Here is a 21,136-nt window from a genome sequence, read left to right as displayed (position 1 = left end):
GGCAAATTAACAAATATTTTTTTATTAAAAGTCTTTTGAAAAATTAATTTTTGAAAATGTTTTTTATATAAAAAGATCTATTTGTCTACCTTTTTTAATAATTATTCTAAAAATAAAACTAAGTAAACTATAGCAAAAAACAATTTTATGTGTTATAATGTTAAATAACATTGAATGGATCAGTACTCAAGAGGCTGAAGAGGATATGTTGGAAACGTATTAGGGGTTGTAAAAAGGCCCGCGCAGGTTCAAATCCTGTCTGATCCGCCATTTGCTCTCGTGGTGAAATTGGTATACACGTTAGATTGAGGTTCTAATGCGGAAACGCGTGCAAGTTCAAGTCTTGTCGAGAGCACCAATTTTAAATTTATTTAATTTTCATAAAGCTATTAGACATACATTGAATGTATGTTTTTTATTTTTTAATTATATTTATTGATTTTTGAGCACTAAATAATTAAGAAACAAGTAATAGAGAAATAAAGGTTTTTTTAAGTTATAAATATAAAATAGTTTAAAATTTTATTATTGCAAAAGTATAAGTAGAAAGTTAAATATTATAATATGAAAAAAATGCTTTTAATTTCTAGCTTGGTAGCATTGCCAACTATTACAATTGTTTCCTGTGGTCAAGCTCAATTAGGATTTCAAAATGAAAATGATGTCAATAAAAATCAAGATTTTAAAGACAAAGTAGAAATAGCATTTAATGATTTTCAACTAGAAATTAACAAAGATAAAAATACAAATTTAACATATAATCAGTTTAAAACTGAATTTGAAAATTTATTTGCAGAGCAAAAGGCTAAACAAAATCATGATTTCCCCTTTGCATGTCAAGAATTTAGTTCAAAATGTTTGAGCGATCCCGAAATTAATGATTTAGTCATTAAAAAATTAGTAAATAAAAAAACATTACTTTTTAGTCCAAAAAAAGGTCGACCAATTCCTTGAAACGACAACTCAGTTAATTTTATTAATTGAGATAAAAAATGAGATGATAATGACAAAAAAGTAGAGCTGACACTCCGTTTTGGTCACTACCATAGTCAATTACAAAAACATACTACTGGCATCCAAAAATTTAGTTTAGTTTTTGATGAATAGTATATTATAATATATATTCTTAAGAATATTAGAATTTCAAAGGTATCAAATTATGCTAAAAATTAAAGATGTTACAGCAAAGCAACTCTATGCTGCTTTTGAATCAGCAAAAAACCACCTAACAAACAAAATGGAATGAATTAATTCTCTTAACGTGTTCCCAGTTCCCGATGGTGATACAGGAACTAATATGTTAGCAACTTTTAATTCTGGTTTTGAAAGCATTAAAGATTTAAACATGAAAACAAATGGGGAAATTATTACTAATTTTGCCAAAGGTGCACTTTTTGGTGCAAGAGGTAATTCTGGAGTAATTCTATCGCAAATTATTCGTGGTTTTAAAGATAGTTGACAAAATCGTAATAAAATTACCAGTTTAGATATTGTAAGTGCTTTAGAACATGCAGTCACAAGAGCTTATGATTCTGTAGCAAAACCGGTTGAAGGAACAATTTTAACTTTTATTAAAGAAGTTTATAAAATTGTCAAGAAAAAAAGCAACTCCAAAACTAATATTTTAGATCTTTTTGCTCTAATTGTCAAAGAGGGAAGAAAAATTTGTGATGAGAGTCCAAAAAAATTAAAAGCACTCTCTGATGCAGGAGTCACCGATTCTGGCTCTGAAGGAATGCTTGTGATTTTTGAAGGTATGTATCATTACTTTCTCGAAGGTAATCCGATTCAAATTAGTCAAACACAGCCAACTTCTATTTTTACTTTTGATACCAAAGCAGGCCATGATGAATTTGGTTATTGTACTGAAGTAATTGTTGAGTTATCCAATTCTGAAGGCTTTAATCGCAAAAAATTAGAATCTAAACTCGAAAGACGAATCAAATCTTTAGTAATTGTTGAACAAGATGGCGTCATTAAAATCCATGGACACACCGATAAACCAGGAAATATGCTAAATTATTTACAAAAATTTGGTGAATTTGCCAAAATTAAAATTGAAAGTATGGATAAACAAGCTGACCAGATTATTGAAAAAAAGCAACAAATGCCAAAGAAACTTGCAATGTCAGCATTGATTTCTTGCAACAATGGTCAAGGTTTTTATGAAATAATGAAAGAAAGACACACAAGCGAAGTAATTTTGTTTGACAAAGAAAAAAAACCTTCTTTTAAAGATTTTAGCGATGCTATCGAAAAAATTGAGGCTAAATCTTTTTTTATTTTACCAAATGAGAAAAACTTTCTCCTCGTTGCCAATCAAGTAGCAAAATGATACAAAAAAGATAACAGGGCTAAAAAAATTATTATCATGCCCTCAAACAATCAACTTATGGGACAATATTTAGCAGAACATTTTCACCCAGATACACAATGAAAAGATAATAAAACTTTTATGATCGAAGCTAGCAAACGGATTTCTGTCTTTGAAATTTTTATAGCTTCTAAGGATGCAAAAGTTAATGGAATTAGTGTTAAAAAAGGGCAATTTTGTGCTGCTAAAGATGGTAAAATTGTCATTGTAGCAAATACTTTTGAAGAAATTAGTAAACAAGTTTTACAAAAAAATATTAATGATACAACTTTTAGTGTGTATCTAACTTATGGTAAAGATTTATCAACTCAGAAAATAGCTCAACTTGAAAAAATGATACAAGATTATCCAGATATTGATTTTCTAGTTCAGCAAGGGGATCAAGATATTTATCATCTATTGATAGGAATCATTAATGAATAAAAGAAATTATAAAATTGCATTTGATGTTCAAAATAAAGAATACACACTCAATGCTGCTAGTTTGGCAGCTTATGATTTTGCCAAAGAAAATCCTAATTTTCATATTTACATAATTGGTGATGAAGCTAAGATTACACAAGTAATCAAACCAATAGCAAATATTTCAATTATTAATAATCCAGAAATTGCTACCAAATCTGAAACATTACGTGATGTTCATCGCAAAAATAATTCAATGAATAGCGCTTTAGATTTATTGGCAGCAAAAAAAGTAGATGCCGTGCTTTCACCAGCGGAGTCTTCACTAATTATTTCTTCTAGTTTTTTAAAACTAGAGACAATCAAAGGTGTCAGACGACCAGGTTTTATGCCTTCAATTCCAACCATTGGTAATTTACCAATTTTGATGGTTGACGTTGGTGCTAATACAAATGTTCAAGCACAATTTCTTTACCAATGAGCTAATGTAGCTTCTATTTTTTATCAAAGTTTATACGGCCTAAGTGATCCAAAAGTAGGAATTATCAACATCGGTACTGAAAAACGTAAAGGCTTGGAATTTCACCGTGAGGCCTACCAAATGATGGCTGAAGATAGTAAAATTAATTTCATAGGTTTTGTAGAACCGCAGCACCTCTTAGAAGGTGATTGTCAAATTTTTGTTTGCGATGGCTATGCTGGCAATTTAGTTCTAAAAACACTTGAAGGGGCAACACTTAGTATTTTCAAGCTTTTTAAACAACAAATAAAGTCTTCGCTTAAAAGTAAAATTGGTGGTATCTTAATAAAAGATAAGTTTAATGATCTCAAAGAAAAATTTGACTATCGCAATGTAGGTGCAGCTTGAATTATGGGTATTGATGGAATTATACTAAAAACTCACGGTAATAGTAATAAATTAGCTTTTTTAGGGGCTCTTAATCAAGTAAAAATTGCACTTGATACCCAAGTGCTAGAAAAAGTCAAAGAAAAATTAGATGAAAACCAATAGAAGCTATCAAATTCTCAAGCTCCTAGATAAGTTAGAAATTTTACCTAAAAATCTTGAAATTTATAATCAAGCACTTACTCATAAGTCTTATCAACATTTTAATCCCAACAGCAGTCACTACGAAATGTTAGAATTTTTAGGTGACTCTATCATCAATTTTAAAGTCAGCGAATTTATTTTTTCTAAAATTAATTTCCAAAAAGAAGGTCAGGCATCACAATTGAGAGCTAAGAGCATTTCTTCTTTAACTTTTGCAAAAATTTGCGATGATCTCCAATTAAGTGATTTAATTCAAGTAGGTAAAGGAGCCAAAGACATTTTAACAAATACTAAATTAAAAGCTGATGTCTTTGAATCTTTTTGTGCTGCTATTTATTTAGACCAAGGTAATGAAGTACTTGATTTATTTTTAGAAAAATATCTCTATGATTTTGTTATCCAAAATGCCAAGCACAACAACAAGGATCCAAAATCTGAATTTCAAGAAAAAATTCAGTCATTTTCGACAGAAAAAATTACATATCAATCTACAAAACAAAGTGATGGATCTTTTCAGTCAGAGTTAATTTGAGATAACCAAATTTTTGGCGTAGGCTCTGGCAAAAGTATGAAAGAAGCTGAATTTAATGCAGCTCGCCAAGCTTTAGAACGCATGCCAAAAAATCAAGATTAAAATAATTTATAACATCTGCGACATCTACACAAACCTAAATATTTTTTGATATATTTGCTATCAAAAATGCCTTGTACTAAAACATAATCTTTTAATAATTCTTGTGATTGTTGTGTAAGTGCTTGACAAAGATGTTGTGGATATTGCATTAAAATTTTGTTACTATCAAAATCGCATTTGTCAACAATTTCAAAATTTTTATTTTCTAAAACTTTAATATCATAATCATAATCGATAAATTTAATAGTATTGTCTTCAAAAATGTAGTCAGATGATAAGTTAATATAGTAGCTAGCTTGAGTATTATTTTTTAAGCTAATTATGGCATTATAAAAAGTGTTGCTACGAAAAACTCAAATACACTTAGTTTTAATGTGCCAACACTTTTTTTTATCTATTTCTTTATTTTCACACTCTACCACACGCACCCCTTGTAAGTTAACAATGATTTCCTCATCATTCATTTCAATGATAGTAGCTTTGTTATATTGGCGATACAAAGTACCATCATATTTATATACCTGAATATTAACGGTATTTTTTCTAAACTTGTGTAAAAACGATTGCATAATTATGAAGACCTTTTTATCTATAGGTAGCTGTGTTAAAATAATTTACTGAAAACAGTTAAATTGGCTAAATGATAATTGTACCATAAACTAGATTTTTGCTAAGTATTTTTTCAAGCAATCTGGTAAGCCAACTAAATAAAAGAAAATATAAAAAGCAAACTATTTTAAATAATTTGCTTTTTATTTTGATATTTTTTAACCAACTAAGATAAATACTTGCTAAAATCAACACTTGCTAAAATTTGTAAAACTTCTTCTTTAGACTTTGCTTTTAAAATTTTATCAATATTAGAAGCATCATCAAAAATAGCAACTATTTGTGGTAGGGCAACAGAGACGTGAATGTCAGCTGAAGTCGCTGCTAAGGTGATTAAAAGTTGTACAGGACGTTCATCATTTTCAAAATAAACCGGTTTGTCAAGGGTTATAAGTGAGAAAGCATTATCGTAAACTCCAGCCTCACTACTTGCATGTGGCATGGCTAAATAATCAGCTAAAATATAATAAGGACCATGTTTTTTGGTACTCTCAATAATTGCTGTATAGTAGCTTTCATCAATAAGTTTTTTTTCAATTAGTGGCTTACAACCAAGATAAATTGCCTCTTTTCAATCAGTAGCACTTTGATTGAGAACAATTGTATCATTGTTTTTTAAATTATCAAGTAAGTTTATATCCATCTAAGACCTACAAATTATTTAAATTCTGCTAAAACCGGTGTTAATGCTTCTTTGATTTCTTTTTCATCCATCAAATTAGTTACACCAACAATTTTTGCTTTTTGATTTTGTAAAAATTCACTAGTTAAATGTTTTGATGCAATAATGACATCAACCGAATTAGTTAGCCCTTTGGATTGACCCATAGAAAGTGCTTCAACTGAGGCATCAATTCCTAATTCTTTGACAATTTTTTGAACTTTTAGTTTAATAATCATGCTTGTGCCCATACCGTTACCACAAGCCGCAACAATTTTGAGAGCCATTTCTTTTCCTTTACGTTTTATTTTATTTTTTATATATTTTATTATACACTATTTTATTAACGAGCAACTAGATCAACATTTACTTTAAATAATTTTTGTAAGAAAGTTTTTTTATGTTGAGTAGTAGAGTCGATGATTTGTGCAAGTAAAAGTAGTAAAATAATTGCACCTATAGTAGAAATTCACCCAAGAGAAGCATGGAATTGACCAATAATTAAGACTATTCCAAAGAAGAAGTTTCAATCTCCCATTCCTAAGAATCCAGAATCAACTGGGGTTTTAGGTAGATTTGCATCTTGAATCATTGGGATTCCAGCACCTTCAATATTAGAAATTAATTTGAGGGCAAAGGAGATGAAAATGATTTCGAAAAAGCCAATGATTGCCGGTACAATAACAGCAGCTTTTCAACCTCCACTTGCATTTGCATATACTCCTTGAGCACCAGAGTTGAAAAATAAGGTAATAAATAAAGGTATTGCTACTAAAGAGAAATTATTTCCTGGAATAGCACTAATTCCAACCATGATAAAGACAGCTAAAAATTGACCAATAACTCCTGATATAAAGCCATAAGTTACCGCATTGATTGAAAATCCATAGGTAGCAGCAATGTCAACAGCAACAACGGCATCAGGAATAATTTTTTCAGAAATTCCATGGAATGACTGTTGTAATTCAGTAACAAACATTCTCACCCCAGTAATAATTGCTAGTAGTGCAGCTACAATTCGAAGTGATCCACCAAAAATGATAAATACAAAGTTTGCACCACCAAAGGTACCATTTCAAGCGCTTGCAATTGCTTTAATACCACCAATTTTTGAATTTGCGTTAAAACCTGCATAGTTGGCAGCTATTGTGTTTTCAACACCATAAGTGCCAATAATGATTGCAAATAAAATTGCAAAGAGGAGTAGAATAATAACAGTTTGAGTAAAGATGTTATCTTCGAAAATTTTTAAATAACCTGGAAGTTTGCGCTCTTCGGCAGTATCTTCTTTTTTACCAAAGAAGCGACCTAATTTATAACTAGTTACCAAGGTCAACATTTGTTGGTGACCAACTGCAAAGCCAGAATTTTGAGTTACTAAGTTAGTAATTTTTAATGTTGCAGTAGAAGCAGTTGCTCAATAAATTCCAATAAATAAACCTGCAATGATAACAAGTCCAATTTGTGAACCTGGAGCAATTGCACCACCATCTAATAGAGGAACTGAACGGAATAAAATAACATAGAGTAGTGCAGTTACAATAGTAGATTGTTGCAACATAACATGACCTGTAATCATAATTGAGTTGGTGTTAGTAAATCTTTTTAAAAGCACCATCACAATATTTACGGCAAAGCCAAGTAAGAAAACAAAAGATGACAAGGTCAAAAAGTCATTGGCTGGTCCAAAACCTTTTTCTAAAAACTGTTGTGCACTAGTTCAACCTAAATAAGGATCTAGTGGTACAACACCAGTTTTAATACCTCGAATAGTTGCAAAGACAGGAGCTGCTAATCCAATAAGTCCGCCCGCTCCAATTGAGAGCAAGAAAACTCCAATTGCAGTCTTGAGCGCTCCTAAAATTGAATCACGAGCGCCACGACCTAAAATCAAGTATCCAACAAGGGTAAGTGATCCTAGAAGAATTGGATTTTGTCTTAAAAAGTTATCAAGGTAGACAGTTTGAATTAAAAAAATTAATGCTGTGCTAAAACTTTCATTCTTAACACCCATGCGCACACCAAGTGTGATTGTGATGATGAGAATGTTGATAAGTAAGAAAGCTAATCAGCCATATAAGATTTTGCGATTTTTTTTCTTATCTAATGACATTTTTCTCCTTTTTAAAGTAAAAGTAGATTATATTCTACTAAAAAAATTAGTTAAATTAGATTTTAAATGTATTTTTTATTTCTAAAACATGTTGTGGTAGTTTTCCTGCATCAAAAACACGTGGTTTATCAAAAGCTAAAATTTCTGCAGGATTATTAACTAAGATATCATCAATGGCTTGCTGAGATATACCAACTTGTTTTAAAAGTGGAATAAATCTATCAAAAAGGTAACCAAGTCCAAAAGCTAATTTATTTTTTTCTTGAGCATAATATTTTTGGTATAATATTCTTCCTGCATCAAGTGAAAGTGTGATATGTTTTTGATATCCAAGATCAATTAAATATTTAATATTTTCTGCCAAAGTTGCATCAGGGTAATATTTGACACGATCTGGACCATCAAAACAAAGTGTAACACCTAGCTCTTTGATGATTTTAGCATAATAGTATTTATCTGGATTTTTATTCAAGTGTGAAAGTTGAATTTTTCTCGGATTAACACCAAAATCAATTAGGTATTTAGCAGCTTCATAAGCCATTGTCCCCAATTGAGTATGAACTAAAATTGGTGCCCCAGTTTCAATTGAAGCGCGTGCTGCAACTTCAAGAGATTTAAATTCTAAACGATCAATTGCAGCATAACCTGTTCCTGCTTTAATAATTCCAGCTTTGGCACTTGAGCGCTTAACTACAGGGCCACTGTAATTGTATTCATCCATCCCTTCAAGAATTTCTGCTTTTACCATTTTAACAATTTCATCTGTTGGCGCAAGAGCAAGTCAAGAAGCTCCCTTATCATAAAAAGCGGCTTTATGGAATCCTGTAGCCATAATAATGTGGACTTTACCTTTGAGTTCGTTAGCAATTTCTAACATTTGGTAAACATCACGACCCACATTAGGTGGATCCATGGTAACAATTGTTTTTCCACCTTTGGCAAAATATTCAAGTGATTCCTTAATAGCCGCCTTTTTCGACATCATTATAAAGTCTGGATGCTCATGGGCTTCCGGACCATAATTTTTAATTAGGTGATCATGGCAATCAACTACACCTAATTCACTAGGATGTATATCTCCTAAAATTGTTCTAGAAAATTTTTCCATTTACTTCTAACCTTTCAAAAATTTTTAATAATAATATAATTTTTATTATAAAACAAAAAAGAAAAAATTTTTGAAAATTTTTTTATGTTTTTTTAAAAAAATATTAAAATTAATAGGTTTGCAAAGAAAACAAGTGATAATTTCAATAAGTTTTTTGATATTTGTTAGTAATATTTTTCTAACTTATAAAAGCTATTAGGTAGAATAATCAACAAAGATAAATAATTTTTATTTTAGAATATGCCAATATTATTTAGAAAATCTTAATTTTCTAAATAATAGTCTAAAAAGAACTAGTAGGAAAATTTAAATTGAAAAACAACTTGGATTTTTATAGCTCAAAAGCGCTAATTAAATGAAAAAACTTTGCTAAATTATCATTATTTTTAAACAACTTTTAAAAAATTTTTCATTTTTTAGTTAGAACACAACAGTTAAATTTTCAATGCTAAAGCCAAATACACAATCAATTTAAACTAAGATTTGATAATTTTAAACTGCATATAGTTTATTTTTTCAAACTTAGTTTATCAATTTAGTGCTAATTTATTAAAAAAGACATGAAAATATACTTAGGAATTAAAAACAAGAAATATGTTAAAAATATTGGGCAAGAAAAATAAAAAAAATAATTTATAGCTTTAACTATAAATTATTTTTTTTAGACCTTTGTTTTTTTATAAAATTAAGATTTTACAGTGTTTTGAATACTTGTATAAATTTGCTCAGCAGTTTTTGTCTCTGAGTTTTCAACTTTAGTTCTATCAATAAGTGAATCTAAAATAGTGGTTGAAATTTTATTAGTTGTTGAATTACCAGTATCTAAAATCATTTTAGTTTTAGGATCATCAATGTGGTTAAGTAATGACTCAAGTGAGACAATAACTGATCTTAAGTTAGACAACTTGTCATATAAAGATAAGTTAAGTTTTTCTAGTTTTGCATTATTTGTAATATCATTTTCTTTTTTAAATAAGCTAAAAGTTTGATGTTTTTCAATTCCAGCAGCATCTTCAGATGCTTTAATTTCTTCTAAAGTTTTTTGATATAATGCTTTAATTTGTTCAAGTTTTTCTTGAGTAGTTGTCTCTTTAGTTGGCACAAAATAAGCAGAAGTTTCAATTAAATAGTCAAGGTTAGACATATCTTTGCCTGTGATTTTGTTTGAACCTTTAAATAGTCAATTTAAGAATTTAATTGTACCTTTGTCTACTTTTTCGTTACCTGTTTTTATTGCAATTAGAGAAGAGCCACCAGGTCAATAAGCATTAAAAGGAGAATCTGGGCGAGCTTTTACTGGTTGTCCAATTGTATAAACATCTTTATAGGTGGCAAAATTTTGGCCATCTTCAAAACCTAATATTCTTGAAGTAAAAGAGTCAATGGATTGCTTAATTCCCACAGCTGGGACAAACCCAAAAGCTGTTTTGTAACGCAAAATATCATGACTTCCTCATTCACCAAAACCTTTAAAATCAGATTTAAAGTTTTTAAATTGGAAAGCTTGAATTACTTTTTTGCTAGTTTTTCCATTTTTTGTTATATCAACTTTAATCTCTGGTAAATTAGCAGTAAATTTGTTATAAGCTTCTTTAAATGAGCTCTCTAATTCCTGATCTGTTGCAATATTATAGTCTAATTGTGTTCCATCACCGCTTGGTGATCAGAATGTTTTTCCTGTTTTTGATAAGATATTTTTTATTAAAACATTTTGTGAATAGTCAATATCAAAAATCGAAATATTCTCAGTTGATTCATCTAATTTTGCTTTTTTAGACTCATCAATTTCAATTCCTTGAACAAATTTAATTGAAAAATCAAGAGCATTTTCAATAGTTGTAAAAGTTTCTTTATTTACTGTTAAATCAGCAAAGGGATTATTTGACTTTGCTTTAATTACACTAAATAAGTTATTCTCTTTTGTTGAATTTCCTACATCTTTGCTAGCTTGAGCTTGTTTATAGATATCCATATTTTCATCAATTTTAGCACCACCTTGTTTAAGAATTTCAAAAACAATTCTTAAATTATCTAGATTAAAACTTGTAGCATCAACATCATTTAAATTAAATGGAATATTATAAAAAGTATTATTATTTAAGTTTAAATCATTGTATGCTCTAGAAATTTTATCTCCAAATAAGGCTGGATTAATTTCTGATTTTGAAATATCTAACAAGCGATTATAACGATTGACTACAAAAGAAGTTGATGCATCAGCGAGTGCAATTGAAGGTAATGTATCACCATTATTTTGTAATATAGAACCAATGTTTTCAGCAGTTTGTGCTTGAGATATTGCTTTTGATTCAGTATTTAGCAAAAGCTTAACTGGAACAAAGTCAGCATCATCTTTAAAAGTTTTATTATAGTATGGAATAAGACCATTTGTACCTGCGCCAAAGGTGTCCAAAGCAGAAATTAGTGGTCAAAATTTTCCTTGAGAAGTTGTTAGATATACAGTTTCATCTTTTTGTGTTGCATTTGAAGTTAAGTATTGATATGTTTGATTCTTAGGAGAGCCATCATTATAGGTCCCACAAGAAGCTAAAATAGCTGCAGGGGTAAAAATTGAGACTAAGCTAAGTAATAGTTTTTTGTAATTTTTAGTTTTTTTCAATATCATAATTTAACAAATTATAACATATTATTTATTTAAATAATTTATATTGTAATAAAATTTTATACTAATATGATGAATAAAAATTTAATAATTGAAATTGAAAATTTGAATTTTTCTTATGATAAAAAATACAGACTCACAATTGATAAGTTGGCGATTCCGGAAAGAAAAATTGTCACAATTTTAGGGCCTTCAGGCTCTGGTAAAACAACGCTTTTAAATTTAATTGCAGGTTTTTTAGATCACAAAAAAGCAATCAAAAATAAAGCAAAGTCTTTAGAAAATATTGGTTATATTATGCAAAAAGATAATTTGTATAATCAAATTAGTGTAATAAAAAATTTGTGAATCAGTGCAAAAAACTCCAAAAAATGAAGGTGAACAACTTATAAAAAAATTATTGATTCCCAAACTTTAGAGCATAAAAGTAAAGAAAAAATAAAATCGCTAATTGATCATCAACTTGAAAATTTAGAAAAAAATAAAAGAAATTTATTTGCTAATTTTAAATTAAGATATTGATTATTACAAAGTGGTTGACTTTTTTTAAAGTTTTACAAAGTAGTATACAAAGAATTTTTAGAACAAGTTGATGAATTATTTACAATTTTAGAAATTAAAGGGATTGAAAATAAAAAGGCTAGCGATATCAGTGGCGGTCAACAACAGCGAGTAGCTTTTGCTAAAGCAATCATAAAAGGTAATAATTTTATTTTAATGGATGAACCCTTTGCTTCTCTGGATGCGAAAATTAAAGAATCAACAATTAAATGGTTAGAAAAAATTAAACAACAATTTGATTTATCAATTATTTTTGTTACTCATGATCAAGTTGATGCACTTAAAATTAGCGATTTAGTGATTTTGTTAAAAGATGGCAAAGTAGAACAATATGGAAGCCCACAAGATCTCTTTGAAAATCCAAACAATACTTTTGTCGCCAAATTTATAGGTTTTCCAGAAATTAATTTTATTGGAAATGACAATGAAAAACAAGCTTATATTAGAAGCAAATATTTAAAAATTGAAGACTTTGCTGGCAATGCTGAATTACTTTTTAAAAAGAATATCGGAGATGGTTTTTGGGTTAAAATATTAGATAAAGAAAAAAACATCGAACTTGAATTAGTCATTAACAATGATTTAAAAAGCAAAGATCTCAATGTTGTTTATCAAGATGAAAAAATTTTATATTTTGATAAACAAGGACAAAGAATTCATAGCGGACTTAAATAACATGCAAATATTTCAAAAAATTTCCAAAAACAAGAATTTTCATAGTCTTTTGTTGATGCTACCAATTCTAATTTTTCTCTTTGTTTTTTCAGTCTATCCAATTATAAGTGCTTTTTTTAATTCCTTTAAAAATATCGGATTTACCGGGCAAATTAGCTATGGAATTGGCAATTATCAAAGGTTGTTAATTCAAAATAGTTTTCAAGATGCCTTGCGAAATAGTAGTATTTTATTTTTTGTTAGCTCGCCATTAGCGCTTTTTATTGGTTTTATTTTAGCAATTTTATTGTCAAGATTGTCAAATAAAATTAGCCAAAAATTGTTTATTTCTGCTCTTTATTCACAATTTTTTATTTCTGCTTTTGCAATTGGTGTTTCCTTTACATTTTTATTTGGTGATAAAAATGTTTTTGCAAAATTAATAAATGCAAATTTCTCATTTGTTGGTGGAAAAAATAAAATTGAGCTTATTTGATTATATATTATTTATCAACTTTGAAGAGCAATTCCCTTTAATACTGTTTTATTTTTCTTTGCAATTAATTCAATTGAAAGTCGGTATGCAAAAAATATTAAAGTTGATAATCTAAGTATAAAAGATCGAATTTTTTACTTATATTTTAAAGAAATAGGCAATAATTTCATTGTCATTGCATACACCAATTTTATTTTTGCTACAATGTTATATCCAAGCATTATTACTGGCAAAATTAATCTTGATTTAAATAGAGGCCACACCATTGCTTCTTATATAATTGATCTCAAAGATGACATTGGTAAACAAAATGCGACTGCTTTTATTGCGCTTTTATTTTTATTCTCACTTTTTAGTACCTTTATAATTCTAAATCCAAAAATATGAATAAAAATTTATCAAAAAATAATTACAACTATTAGGAGAAAAAATGAAAAAATTAAATCTGAATAATATTTTTAGTCAACTAACTTTATTTGTAATTTTATCCTTATTTTTAGTAATTATTTTATTTCCACTTTACTATTTAGTAGTAAATGCTAGTTTACCAAATAGCCAAGCTGATAATCCTAATTTAATTTTATTACCCAATAAATATTTATTTGAAAACTTTAAAAATTCAATCAACAGTGATTTTTACAAAGGTCTAGTAACTTCAATTTTAGCTATCTTGATGACTAACTTTTTTCGTATAATTTTATACACTTTAGGTGTTTTTGGAATCTGGTTTGCAAGCAAAAAATTTAAAAAAGCATATCTTGTTATTTTTGTCATCATTTCAATGATTCCCGAAATTACCACTTATAGTAGTCTTGCAAGAATTTTAAATGCTAATTTTACAATTACTAAGGCTCCAATATTTTCTCTTATTTCTAACCAATTTTTTTCTTTTTTTAACTTTTACTATTTATATAAAAGCATTAATTTAGTCAGCATTGAAAAAATTAGATTAGCAAAAATTGATAATTTATCAGTATTTGCCACTTTTCAGTTAGTATTTTTGCCTAAACTAAAAATGTCATACTATTTAATTATTATTTTCTCTAGCATTCAAGTTTGAAATGATTTTTTATGACCGATTTATATTTTTAGCTTCAGAGATAATCAAACTATTTCAACTTGATTCCACTTTGCTGGTGGCACCGAGTTTGGTTTTCTACAAAATGTTCAAGCTGCTGGGGCACTTTTTGCAATTATTGTTCCTTTATTTGTATATATCTTATTTTCTCCTTTGATTAATAAAACTAGTGGGAAAAATTTTTCTTAATGGCAAAAATTATTAATAAAAATGCAGAATTTTTGCATGAAATAAAAAAATCCAAATTTTATGCTTATAGTTTTTACGTAGAAAATTTACAACAAATTCAACAATATTTAAAAGAAACAAATTTAGAACACATAAATGCCAGTCATCTAGTTTATGCTTATAAAATAGGCTCTAATTTACAAAAATACTTTGATGCAAAGGAGCCAAAAGGTAGTGCTGGTTTACCAATTTTTTCATTAATTAATCAACAAAATTTAGACAAAATTTTAATTATTGTTGTGCGTTATTTTGGTGGTAGTAAATTAGGTTTGGGTCCTTTGAGCAAAGCATACAAAGATGCAACAAAAAATGTTTTGGAAATAAGTTGTATAAATGAAAAAATATCTTCATTTTCTTACACTATTTTGGTAAAAAATGAAGATATTAAGCGATTAGACTCATGATTAAATGCAAATTTTTGTAGATTTAAAACTAAAAAAATTAATGATTTTTGCAATGCAATCATTGAATGTCAAGAGAATATTGAAAAACCTTATTTTGCTCTTAATTGAACAAAACTTAATTAATTCCTTTTGATTCAAAAGTAGGTCGGGCTACATCTTGATTTATTTTTTGATTTCTAGAAGGATAATAACTTAAAATTTGATCTCTTAGATTATAATCATCTGCAATAAGCGGAACACCGCCTGAGACATTGATAATTGCATTTAAGTTATCATGATATTGACTACTATGATCAATGTTTTTATTATAAAAACTATCAACAATTCCAAAGGAATTAACAAATTCTAGTTCTCCTTTGTCATTATAAATACCTCCACCGCTTGCCCCAGGGCCATTATTTGCATAAAAATATAGGCTAATATCACCAAAACCTTCGGGTGGGGTAGCGGCATAAATTCCTTTAAAATTACTTTTTAAAGGAAAACCATCAGGTCATAATAGAGCAATTAAATTTTTATAATTTGATTCTCCTTTTTTTCATAGTTTGTTTGATAATTTAACAGGCGGAAGTTTGTTCATTTTGTTTCAAAAAGTTACAAAACTAGGAAATTCTTTGTATAACTTTTCCAGGGAATCTTCAATTTTAAAAATATTTATTACATTTTTAACTTTTGAGTCATCACTTTTGTAAAAATCGATAATTTTTTGTACATCAGTAATAAATTCTTGCCATTTAAAATAAATTAAATTAACATCAAGATTATCATTTTTTAAACCTTTTGGAACTCAAAAATAGTTAGAAAAAAAATCAAAGATAAAAGATTCTTGTTTAAATACATCAATTGTAGATAGATTTGTCAAGTAATCCTTAGGTGATTCAGAAACTTTTTTATAGAAAAATAAATTGATTAAATCAAAATGATCAAGTGTGTGGATTTTTCCGCCTTCATATCACTTTAAAAATGTTTCCGCAGTTGGATTATTTCAAAAACGTGCTTGTTTACTTCTTATTGTAAAACCATCATATTCAATGGGGGCGACAACATGCTCATTTGTAATTAAAAGTGCAATGGGTTGGCTAGCATCTAAAATGCTTGCAGAACCAGATTGTAATTTAATATTTCTTTGATAAATAGATTCAAATGTTTTATCTGATAGCTCAACACTTCGAAAACCAACATAATCTAAATCAATTACTTGTTGTTGACCTTGGTCATCATATAAACTATGCCTATGATTTAAAATTTTTTCTTTAAATTGTGGTTCTTCGTCAATAATATTTGATGTATTTACCTTTAATTTATAAACATATAGCTGATTGTTTTTTTCTCCTATAAATTTATCATTATTTTCTTTTGTGATAATTCCACTATTATCTAGCTTAATCTTAAAATTTTGAAATTTAGGTGGGAATACAATATTATTTGCTGCATTTTTTTGGAAGTCTTTTATTGTAATTGGAGAAAAAGTAGGTTCAATATTTCAACTATTTAGGTTATTTTCTCTCTCGAAAATATTGCTAAAGTCTTTATGTTTATAGTGTTTTTGCAATAAATAAGAGATTTTGTTTTCATTTTTTCTAGTTAAACCAACACCTATAGAAGCTCCAACTATAGCTCCAACAACTACAGTTGGAACTGTAGTTGTAAAAAGTTTGATATATTTCATGTCTCTCTTTTATAAATTATTTTGTATTCTAAAAATTTAATCAAAAATAAATTAAAATATTTTAAAGTATATTATATAAATCAATTACCTTTAAAAGCAATTTAATATTTTAATACTACTTTGTATATAAATTGATACAACTTTTTATTACTTAATTGATTTAGCAACAAACATTTGTTTGTTTTTATATTATAATTTTATTTATATTATACTTAAGAATAGAGAATTATGAAAAAAATTCAAGATTATGTTTCAGACTATTTTATTCAAACAAAAAAAATAGTTGAAAAAAGTAAGGAAAATAAAGATAATATTGTTGTCTTGCAATTTTTTCAACGTCAAGATTTTGCTATTTTATCAGGGATTGATGAAGCAATTACACTACTTAAAAAACACTCAAAGATTAACAATTATACTATTCGATATTTACCAGAAGGTAGCCATATTAGCGCAAAAGAAGTGGTTTTAGAACTCGAAGGTAGACTTCAAGATTTTATTTTATATGAAGGTATTATTGATGGTATATTATCGCGAAGTACATCAGTTGCAACTAATGCCTACAATTGTATCCAAGCAGCCAATGGTAAAGAAATAATATTTATGGCAGATCGCAGCGATCATTATCTACTCCAAGAAATTGATGGAAAAGCAGCTCGTGTTGGTGGAATTACAAACTTTAGTAGTATTGCTCAAGCTGGTAAAAATTATGAAAATTTTGGTTCAATGCCTCATGCTTTAATTCAAAATTTTTCAGGCGATTTGATAAAGGCTTGTCATTATTATTTAAAAACTTTTAGTAATCAAAAATTAATTGCCCTAGTAGATTTTAACAACGATGTCATTAACGATTCACTCAAGGTTTTAAAAGAATTTGGTGAAAAATTAATAGGTGTTCGTGTTGATACTTCAAAAGCGATTGCTGACAAAATGTTTACAAAACCACAAAAAAATCAATTTGGAGTTAGTTTTGATTTAATTACAAAGCTACGCCAAAAATTAGATGAAAATGGCGGTAAACATGTCAAAATTATTGTCTCATCAGGTTTTGATCCTAAAAAAATTGCCGAATTTGAAGCAAAAAAAGCACCAGTTGATGCCTATGGTGTTGGACAATATATGTTGGGAATCAGATCCACTTTTAGTGCTGATGCAACTGTTCTAAATGGCAAAAAAATAGCAAAATTTGGTCGTAGTTATGCAAAAAACAAGCGCTTAATTGAGTATAAAAATGAAGACTAAATTAGTGCTAAATAATTTAGGTTATAACGATGGCTTGAAAATTTGACAAGATAAATCAATGTTTAATTATTCAGTTGATACAATACTACTTGGTAATTTTCTAACCATTAATCATAAAACCACACGGATGCTTGAAATCGGAGCTAACAATGCTGCATTATCAATTTTTGTTGCCCACCGTGATCCAAAAATTAAAATTGATGCTGTGGAAATTCAAAGAAAAGCCACCATTCTTGCCCAAGAAAATGTTAATTTAAACAAAAAAGAACAACAAATTCGCATAATTTGTCAAGACTTTAATACTTTTTGAAAACAACAAAACAAACAAGTAGCTAGAAAATATCAACTCATTTTTGCTAACCCTCCTTATTACAAACAAGACACTAAAATCATTAAAAAAGTAAGTAGTGAGCTAAAAAGAGCAATTTATGAAATTGACCTTAACCTCGAACAATTAGTATTTGGGTCTAGCAAAATTATTGAACAAAAAGGTAGGCTAGCACTAGTGTTGCCAATTGAGCGCTTTGTAGATATCATTGAGGTATTGCGCAAATATAATTTTGAGCCAAAAAAAATCCAATTTGTTGCCCCACGGATAGCTCAAGCTATCAAATTTGTACTCATTGAATCACAGTTTAATGCGCCTTGAGGAACCCACTATTTGCCCACTCTTTATTTGCATCCCAAGAACAAAAATAAACACACTTACCGCAAAGAAGTCCAAAAATTATACGTTAGCAAAAGGAAAAAAAATGTCTAAAAAAAGATTTTATGTCACAACCCCTATTTATTATGCTTCAGGCAATTTACACATCGGTCACCTCTATACAACCACTATTGCTTGAGTAATCAAAAACTATAAAAAATTACAAGGTTATGATGCAAGGCTGTTAACTGGCTCTGATGAACATGGACAAAAAATTTTTCAAAAAGCACAAGAAAATCAATTAGAGCCACAATTTTTTGTTGATCAAGTTGCCAATAAGTTCAAAAACTTATGAGAAATTTTTGAAATTGATTATGATTATTTTTCAAGAACCACTAGTGATTTTCACAAAGAATATGTAAGTAAAATATTTGATGAAATGCTTGCAAAAGGCTTTATTTTTAAAGACTTTTATAAAGGTTTGTATTCAGTTAGTGATGAAGAATTTTTAACCCCAAAACAGGCGATTAAAAAAGATGATGGATACTACCATCCAGTTAGTGGTTCAAAAATGGAATACATTGAAGAAGAATCTTTTTTCTTTGATATGAAAAAAATGCAATCATGATTACTAGATTTTTGAAAAAATCATCCCCAATTTATCAGTGAGAAAAAAATTGAAAATGAGTTAATTAAAAATTTTTTAGAAAAAGGTATTGAAAATCTTTCTGTAACAAGAACTTCTCTTGAATGGGGGATTCCTGTCAAATCACAACCTGGGCATGTAATTTATGTTTGACTTGATGCTTTATTTAATTATATAAGTGCGCTCAAACCCCTTGATAAGAATAGTGATTTTGATACTTTTTGAAATCAATCTGAGCAAATTGTCCATGTTGTAGGTAAAGAAATTACTCGCTTTCATTGCATATATTGACCAATTTTTTTACAATCGCTTAACCTAAGGTTACCTTCTAATATCATTACTCATGGTTGACTGATAACTCCTGAAGGGAAAATGTCAAAATCTAAAGGTAATGTAGTAGATCCGCTTGAGCTCATTAAAAAACATGATGTTGAGACTATTAAACTCTTTTTTGCTAGCCAAATTATTTTAGGACAAGATGGCATCTTTGATGAACATAATTTAAACTTATTTTATAATTCCACTCTTGCTAATAATTTTGGTAATCTGATTAGTCGCACTATTGCGATGATAAATAAAAACTTTGATACACCTTTAATTTATAATAAAGAACTATTAGATGAAAATGATGTTTATATTTATAAACAAATTGAGCAAACACACTATCAATTTATAGACTTATTTGATAATTTGGAAGTTGACAAAGCACTCAAATTAGCAATTTCTTTATCAAAAAATTTAAATAGTTATATAGATATTCAAAAACCTTGATTAATTAGTCAAAAAGAAAAATTATCAGTTGTTTTATTAGCACTGCTTAATGGAATTTATGCTGTCAACACAATGTTTTCAGTAGTCATGCCTAAAAATAGTAAAAAAATTCTTGCAATTCTAAAGCAAAAATCTATTAGTTTACAACAAAATTTAAATTTTTCTAAATTTGATAAAACAATTTTTGAAAAAGCAGAAATTATTTATCCAAGATTAAAACTTGATTAGTAACCAAGTCTTCATTGATAATTATGTTTGTTGTTTAAAAAATTTACTAAAGGAATCAATGTCACCAGTGAAACCGTATAAATTGGTAAACTAACTAGTGATTTGAGAATTATTGGATTTAAATAGTAAAAGAAATATTGTTCAACAATGCGATCTTGTCCGCTTCTATTAAGATAGCGATTGTAGTATCGAATAAAAGCGATAGGATGTCAAAATCAACGAAAAATAATAAAAATAAAAGATAATATCATCAAAGTTAAAAAAGCTAATTTCATTTTATAGGAATTAGTTTTTTTGTATATTATAAATAAAATTGTACCAACAACTGTGATGAAAGTTGCAACTGAGCCAATCAAAATCAATGTGGTTTTTTTGTTAAAAAAATTACCTCATGCTTTTGGAGCTTTTTTTGCTAAACTATCATCTAATTTTCAATAATAAACAAAAATGGCTATTATTGCCAAAATAAACATTATTGTTGGAATCAACAAATAAATATCTTGCGAATGTACTAATTTAATAAAAAAAGCAGCTATTAGTGCAATAAGCGGTGGGACAATTCCATACTCAGGAGTTCAAAGAAAAACATTACTAGTAGCAGCTGTTTTAACAATATCAAATAATAATGCTACAATTGGCCCTTTAAATCAACCTAGTAAAATTCCTAAGAAAATAAAAAATGGAATTTCAAAGGCTACATTTAATTTTGGCGGTAGGCTAGTTTTAATTATGTATGATAAAACTAAAAAAATTGCTAAAAAACTACCAGATATTACAATTTCAAAAATAGAAAAAGTAAAGTTTTTTTTATTTGTTAGTCTTTTCAATAAACTCACTTTAATTTCTGTTTTATTTTCCATATGTCTCAAAATTATACATTATTTTATGTTTTTATAAATTAGAAAAATAATAACTTTTTTGGCATCCATAAACTAGAAATT

At 28.1% G+C, this 21,136-nt stretch carries 19 protein-coding genes and 2 tRNA genes; 13 read left to right on the top strand and 8 right to left on the bottom strand.

The features are described from left to right. Nucleotides 1–176 precede the first annotated feature (176 nt). The 6 genes from MCJ_RS01605 to rnc all read left to right on the top strand — a co-directional run bounded on the left by MCJ_RS01605 (nucleotide 177) and on the right by rnc (nucleotide 4,461). Nucleotides 177–270 (top strand) — tRNA-Ser (locus tag MCJ_RS01605). A gap of 3 nt (nucleotides 271–273) precedes the next feature. After that, a tRNA-Leu gene (locus MCJ_RS01600) sits at nucleotides 274–358 on the top strand. Nucleotides 359–564: 206 nt separating this feature from the next. Further along, a complete protein-coding gene (locus tag MCJ_RS01595) occupies nucleotides 565–1,107 on the top strand; it encodes a hypothetical protein (RefSeq protein ID WP_012751545.1) in 543 nt (180 codons plus the stop codon). A gap of 52 nt (nucleotides 1,108–1,159) precedes the next feature. Further along, nucleotides 1,160–2,797, top strand: coding sequence for a DAK2 domain-containing protein (locus tag MCJ_RS01590; RefSeq protein WP_012751544.1), 1,638 nt, complete (start codon nucleotides 1,160–1,162; stop codon nucleotides 2,795–2,797). After that, nucleotides 2,790–3,788, top strand: coding sequence for a phosphate acyltransferase PlsX (gene plsX, locus MCJ_RS01585; protein ID WP_012751543.1), 999 nt, complete (start codon nucleotides 2,790–2,792; stop codon nucleotides 3,786–3,788). Before MCJ_RS01590 ends, plsX begins: the two co-directional genes overlap by 8 nt. Continuing rightward, nucleotides 3,775–4,461, top strand: a complete 687-nt coding sequence (rnc, locus tag MCJ_RS01580; protein WP_012751542.1) for a ribonuclease III — start codon at nucleotides 3,775–3,777, stop codon at nucleotides 4,459–4,461. Before plsX ends, rnc begins: the two co-directional genes overlap by 14 nt. Here rnc and MCJ_RS01575 read toward each other — a convergent pair. The 6 genes from MCJ_RS01575 to MCJ_RS01550 form a co-directional block, all read right to left on the bottom strand. Next, nucleotides 4,458–5,030, bottom strand: a complete 573-nt coding sequence (locus tag MCJ_RS01575; protein ID WP_012751541.1) for a DUF402 domain-containing protein — start codon at nucleotides 5,028–5,030, stop codon at nucleotides 4,458–4,460. The genes rnc and MCJ_RS01575 overlap by 4 nt on opposite strands. A 206-nt stretch (nucleotides 5,031–5,236) precedes the next feature. Beyond that, complete coding sequence (locus MCJ_RS01570; RefSeq protein ID WP_012751539.1) at nucleotides 5,237–5,713, bottom strand: PTS sugar transporter subunit IIA; 477 nt, start codon at nucleotides 5,711–5,713, stop codon at nucleotides 5,237–5,239. 14 nt (nucleotides 5,714–5,727) lie between these two features. Then, nucleotides 5,728–6,018 carry a PTS sugar transporter subunit IIB gene (locus MCJ_RS01565; RefSeq protein ID WP_012751538.1) on the bottom strand — a complete coding sequence of 97 codons (291 nt, stop codon included), beginning with the start codon at nucleotides 6,016–6,018 and terminating at the stop codon, nucleotides 5,728–5,730. A gap of 56 nt (nucleotides 6,019–6,074) precedes the next feature. Continuing rightward, on the bottom strand, nucleotides 6,075–7,844 hold the full coding sequence (locus MCJ_RS01560; protein ID WP_012751537.1) for a PTS ascorbate transporter subunit IIC: 1,770 nt from the start codon (nucleotides 7,842–7,844) through the stop codon (nucleotides 6,075–6,077). A 55-nt stretch (nucleotides 7,845–7,899) separates the two neighbouring features. Further along, nucleotides 7,900–8,952, bottom strand: a complete 1,053-nt coding sequence (locus MCJ_RS01555) for a phospho-furanose lactonase (RefSeq protein WP_012751536.1) — start codon at nucleotides 8,950–8,952, stop codon at nucleotides 7,900–7,902. A 685-nt stretch (nucleotides 8,953–9,637) separates the two neighbouring features. Next, entirely contained in the window at nucleotides 9,638–11,578 is a 1,941-nt protein-coding gene (locus MCJ_RS01550; protein ID WP_012751535.1) for a P68 family surface lipoprotein, read from the bottom strand. Between the two features lie 66 nt (nucleotides 11,579–11,644). On the opposite strand from MCJ_RS01550, the gene MCJ_RS01545 reads away from it, so the two are divergent. Genes MCJ_RS01545 through MCJ_RS01530 form a run of 4 tightly spaced genes read left to right on the top strand, consistent with a single transcriptional unit; the run spans nucleotide 11,645 to nucleotide 15,119 of the window. Continuing rightward, a complete protein-coding gene (locus MCJ_RS01545; RefSeq protein WP_041594510.1) occupies nucleotides 11,645–12,811 on the top strand; it encodes an ATP-binding cassette domain-containing protein in 1,167 nt (388 codons plus the stop codon). Nucleotide 12,812: 1 nt separating this feature from the next. Then, a complete protein-coding gene (locus tag MCJ_RS01540; RefSeq protein ID WP_050731567.1) occupies nucleotides 12,813–13,739 on the top strand; it encodes a carbohydrate ABC transporter permease in 927 nt (308 codons plus the stop codon). Beyond that, a complete protein-coding gene (locus tag MCJ_RS01535) occupies nucleotides 13,717–14,553 on the top strand; it encodes an ABC transporter permease family protein (protein ID WP_012751532.1) in 837 nt (278 codons plus the stop codon). Before MCJ_RS01540 ends, MCJ_RS01535 begins: the two co-directional genes overlap by 23 nt. Next, nucleotides 14,553–15,119 (top strand): IMPACT family protein, encoded by a 567-nt coding sequence (locus MCJ_RS01530; protein WP_012751531.1) that lies wholly within the window; start codon nucleotides 14,553–14,555, stop codon nucleotides 15,117–15,119. Before MCJ_RS01535 ends, MCJ_RS01530 begins: the two co-directional genes overlap by 1 nt. Here MCJ_RS01530 and MCJ_RS01525 read toward each other — a convergent pair. Beyond that, the gene (locus tag MCJ_RS01525) at nucleotides 15,112–16,665 is read right to left on the bottom strand and encodes an Mhp366/Mhp367 family surface (lipo)protein (RefSeq protein WP_012751530.1); all 1,554 of its coding nucleotides are present in this window, start codon (nucleotides 16,663–16,665) and stop codon (nucleotides 15,112–15,114) included. The genes MCJ_RS01530 and MCJ_RS01525 overlap by 8 nt on opposite strands. Nucleotides 16,666–16,893: 228 nt before the next feature. Here MCJ_RS01525 and MCJ_RS01520 point away from each other — a divergent pair, with 228 nt between their 5' ends. The 3 genes from MCJ_RS01520 to metG are packed head-to-tail and all read left to right on the top strand — an operon-like array spanning nucleotide 16,894 to nucleotide 20,195. Then, a complete protein-coding gene (locus MCJ_RS01520; protein WP_012751529.1) occupies nucleotides 16,894–17,904 on the top strand; it encodes a nicotinate phosphoribosyltransferase in 1,011 nt (336 codons plus the stop codon). Further along, on the top strand, nucleotides 17,894–18,664 hold the full coding sequence (locus tag MCJ_RS01515) for a tRNA1(Val) (adenine(37)-N6)-methyltransferase (RefSeq protein WP_041594508.1): 771 nt from the start codon (nucleotides 17,894–17,896) through the stop codon (nucleotides 18,662–18,664). The genes MCJ_RS01520 and MCJ_RS01515 overlap by 11 nt, the downstream gene beginning before the upstream one ends. Beyond that, complete coding sequence (gene metG / locus MCJ_RS01510; RefSeq protein ID WP_012751527.1) at nucleotides 18,657–20,195, top strand: methionine--tRNA ligase; 1,539 nt, start codon at nucleotides 18,657–18,659, stop codon at nucleotides 20,193–20,195. The genes MCJ_RS01515 and metG overlap by 8 nt, the downstream gene beginning before the upstream one ends. Here metG and MCJ_RS01505 read toward each other — a convergent pair. Next, nucleotides 20,192–21,055 (bottom strand): hypothetical protein, encoded by an 864-nt coding sequence (locus MCJ_RS01505; protein ID WP_012751526.1) that lies wholly within the window; start codon nucleotides 21,053–21,055, stop codon nucleotides 20,192–20,194. The two genes, metG and MCJ_RS01505, sit on opposite strands and share 4 nt — an antisense overlap. Between the last annotated feature and the right edge of the window lie 81 nt (nucleotides 21,056–21,136).

The sequence above is a fragment of the Mesomycoplasma conjunctivae genome, from assembly GCF_000026765.1.
GTDB classification, from domain to species: Bacteria; Bacillota_I; Bacilli_A; order Mycoplasmatales; family Metamycoplasmataceae; genus Mesomycoplasma; species Mesomycoplasma conjunctivae.
The sequence above is the reverse complement of the archived record's forward strand: the minus strand, read 5'-3'. Positions and strand labels throughout refer to the sequence as shown.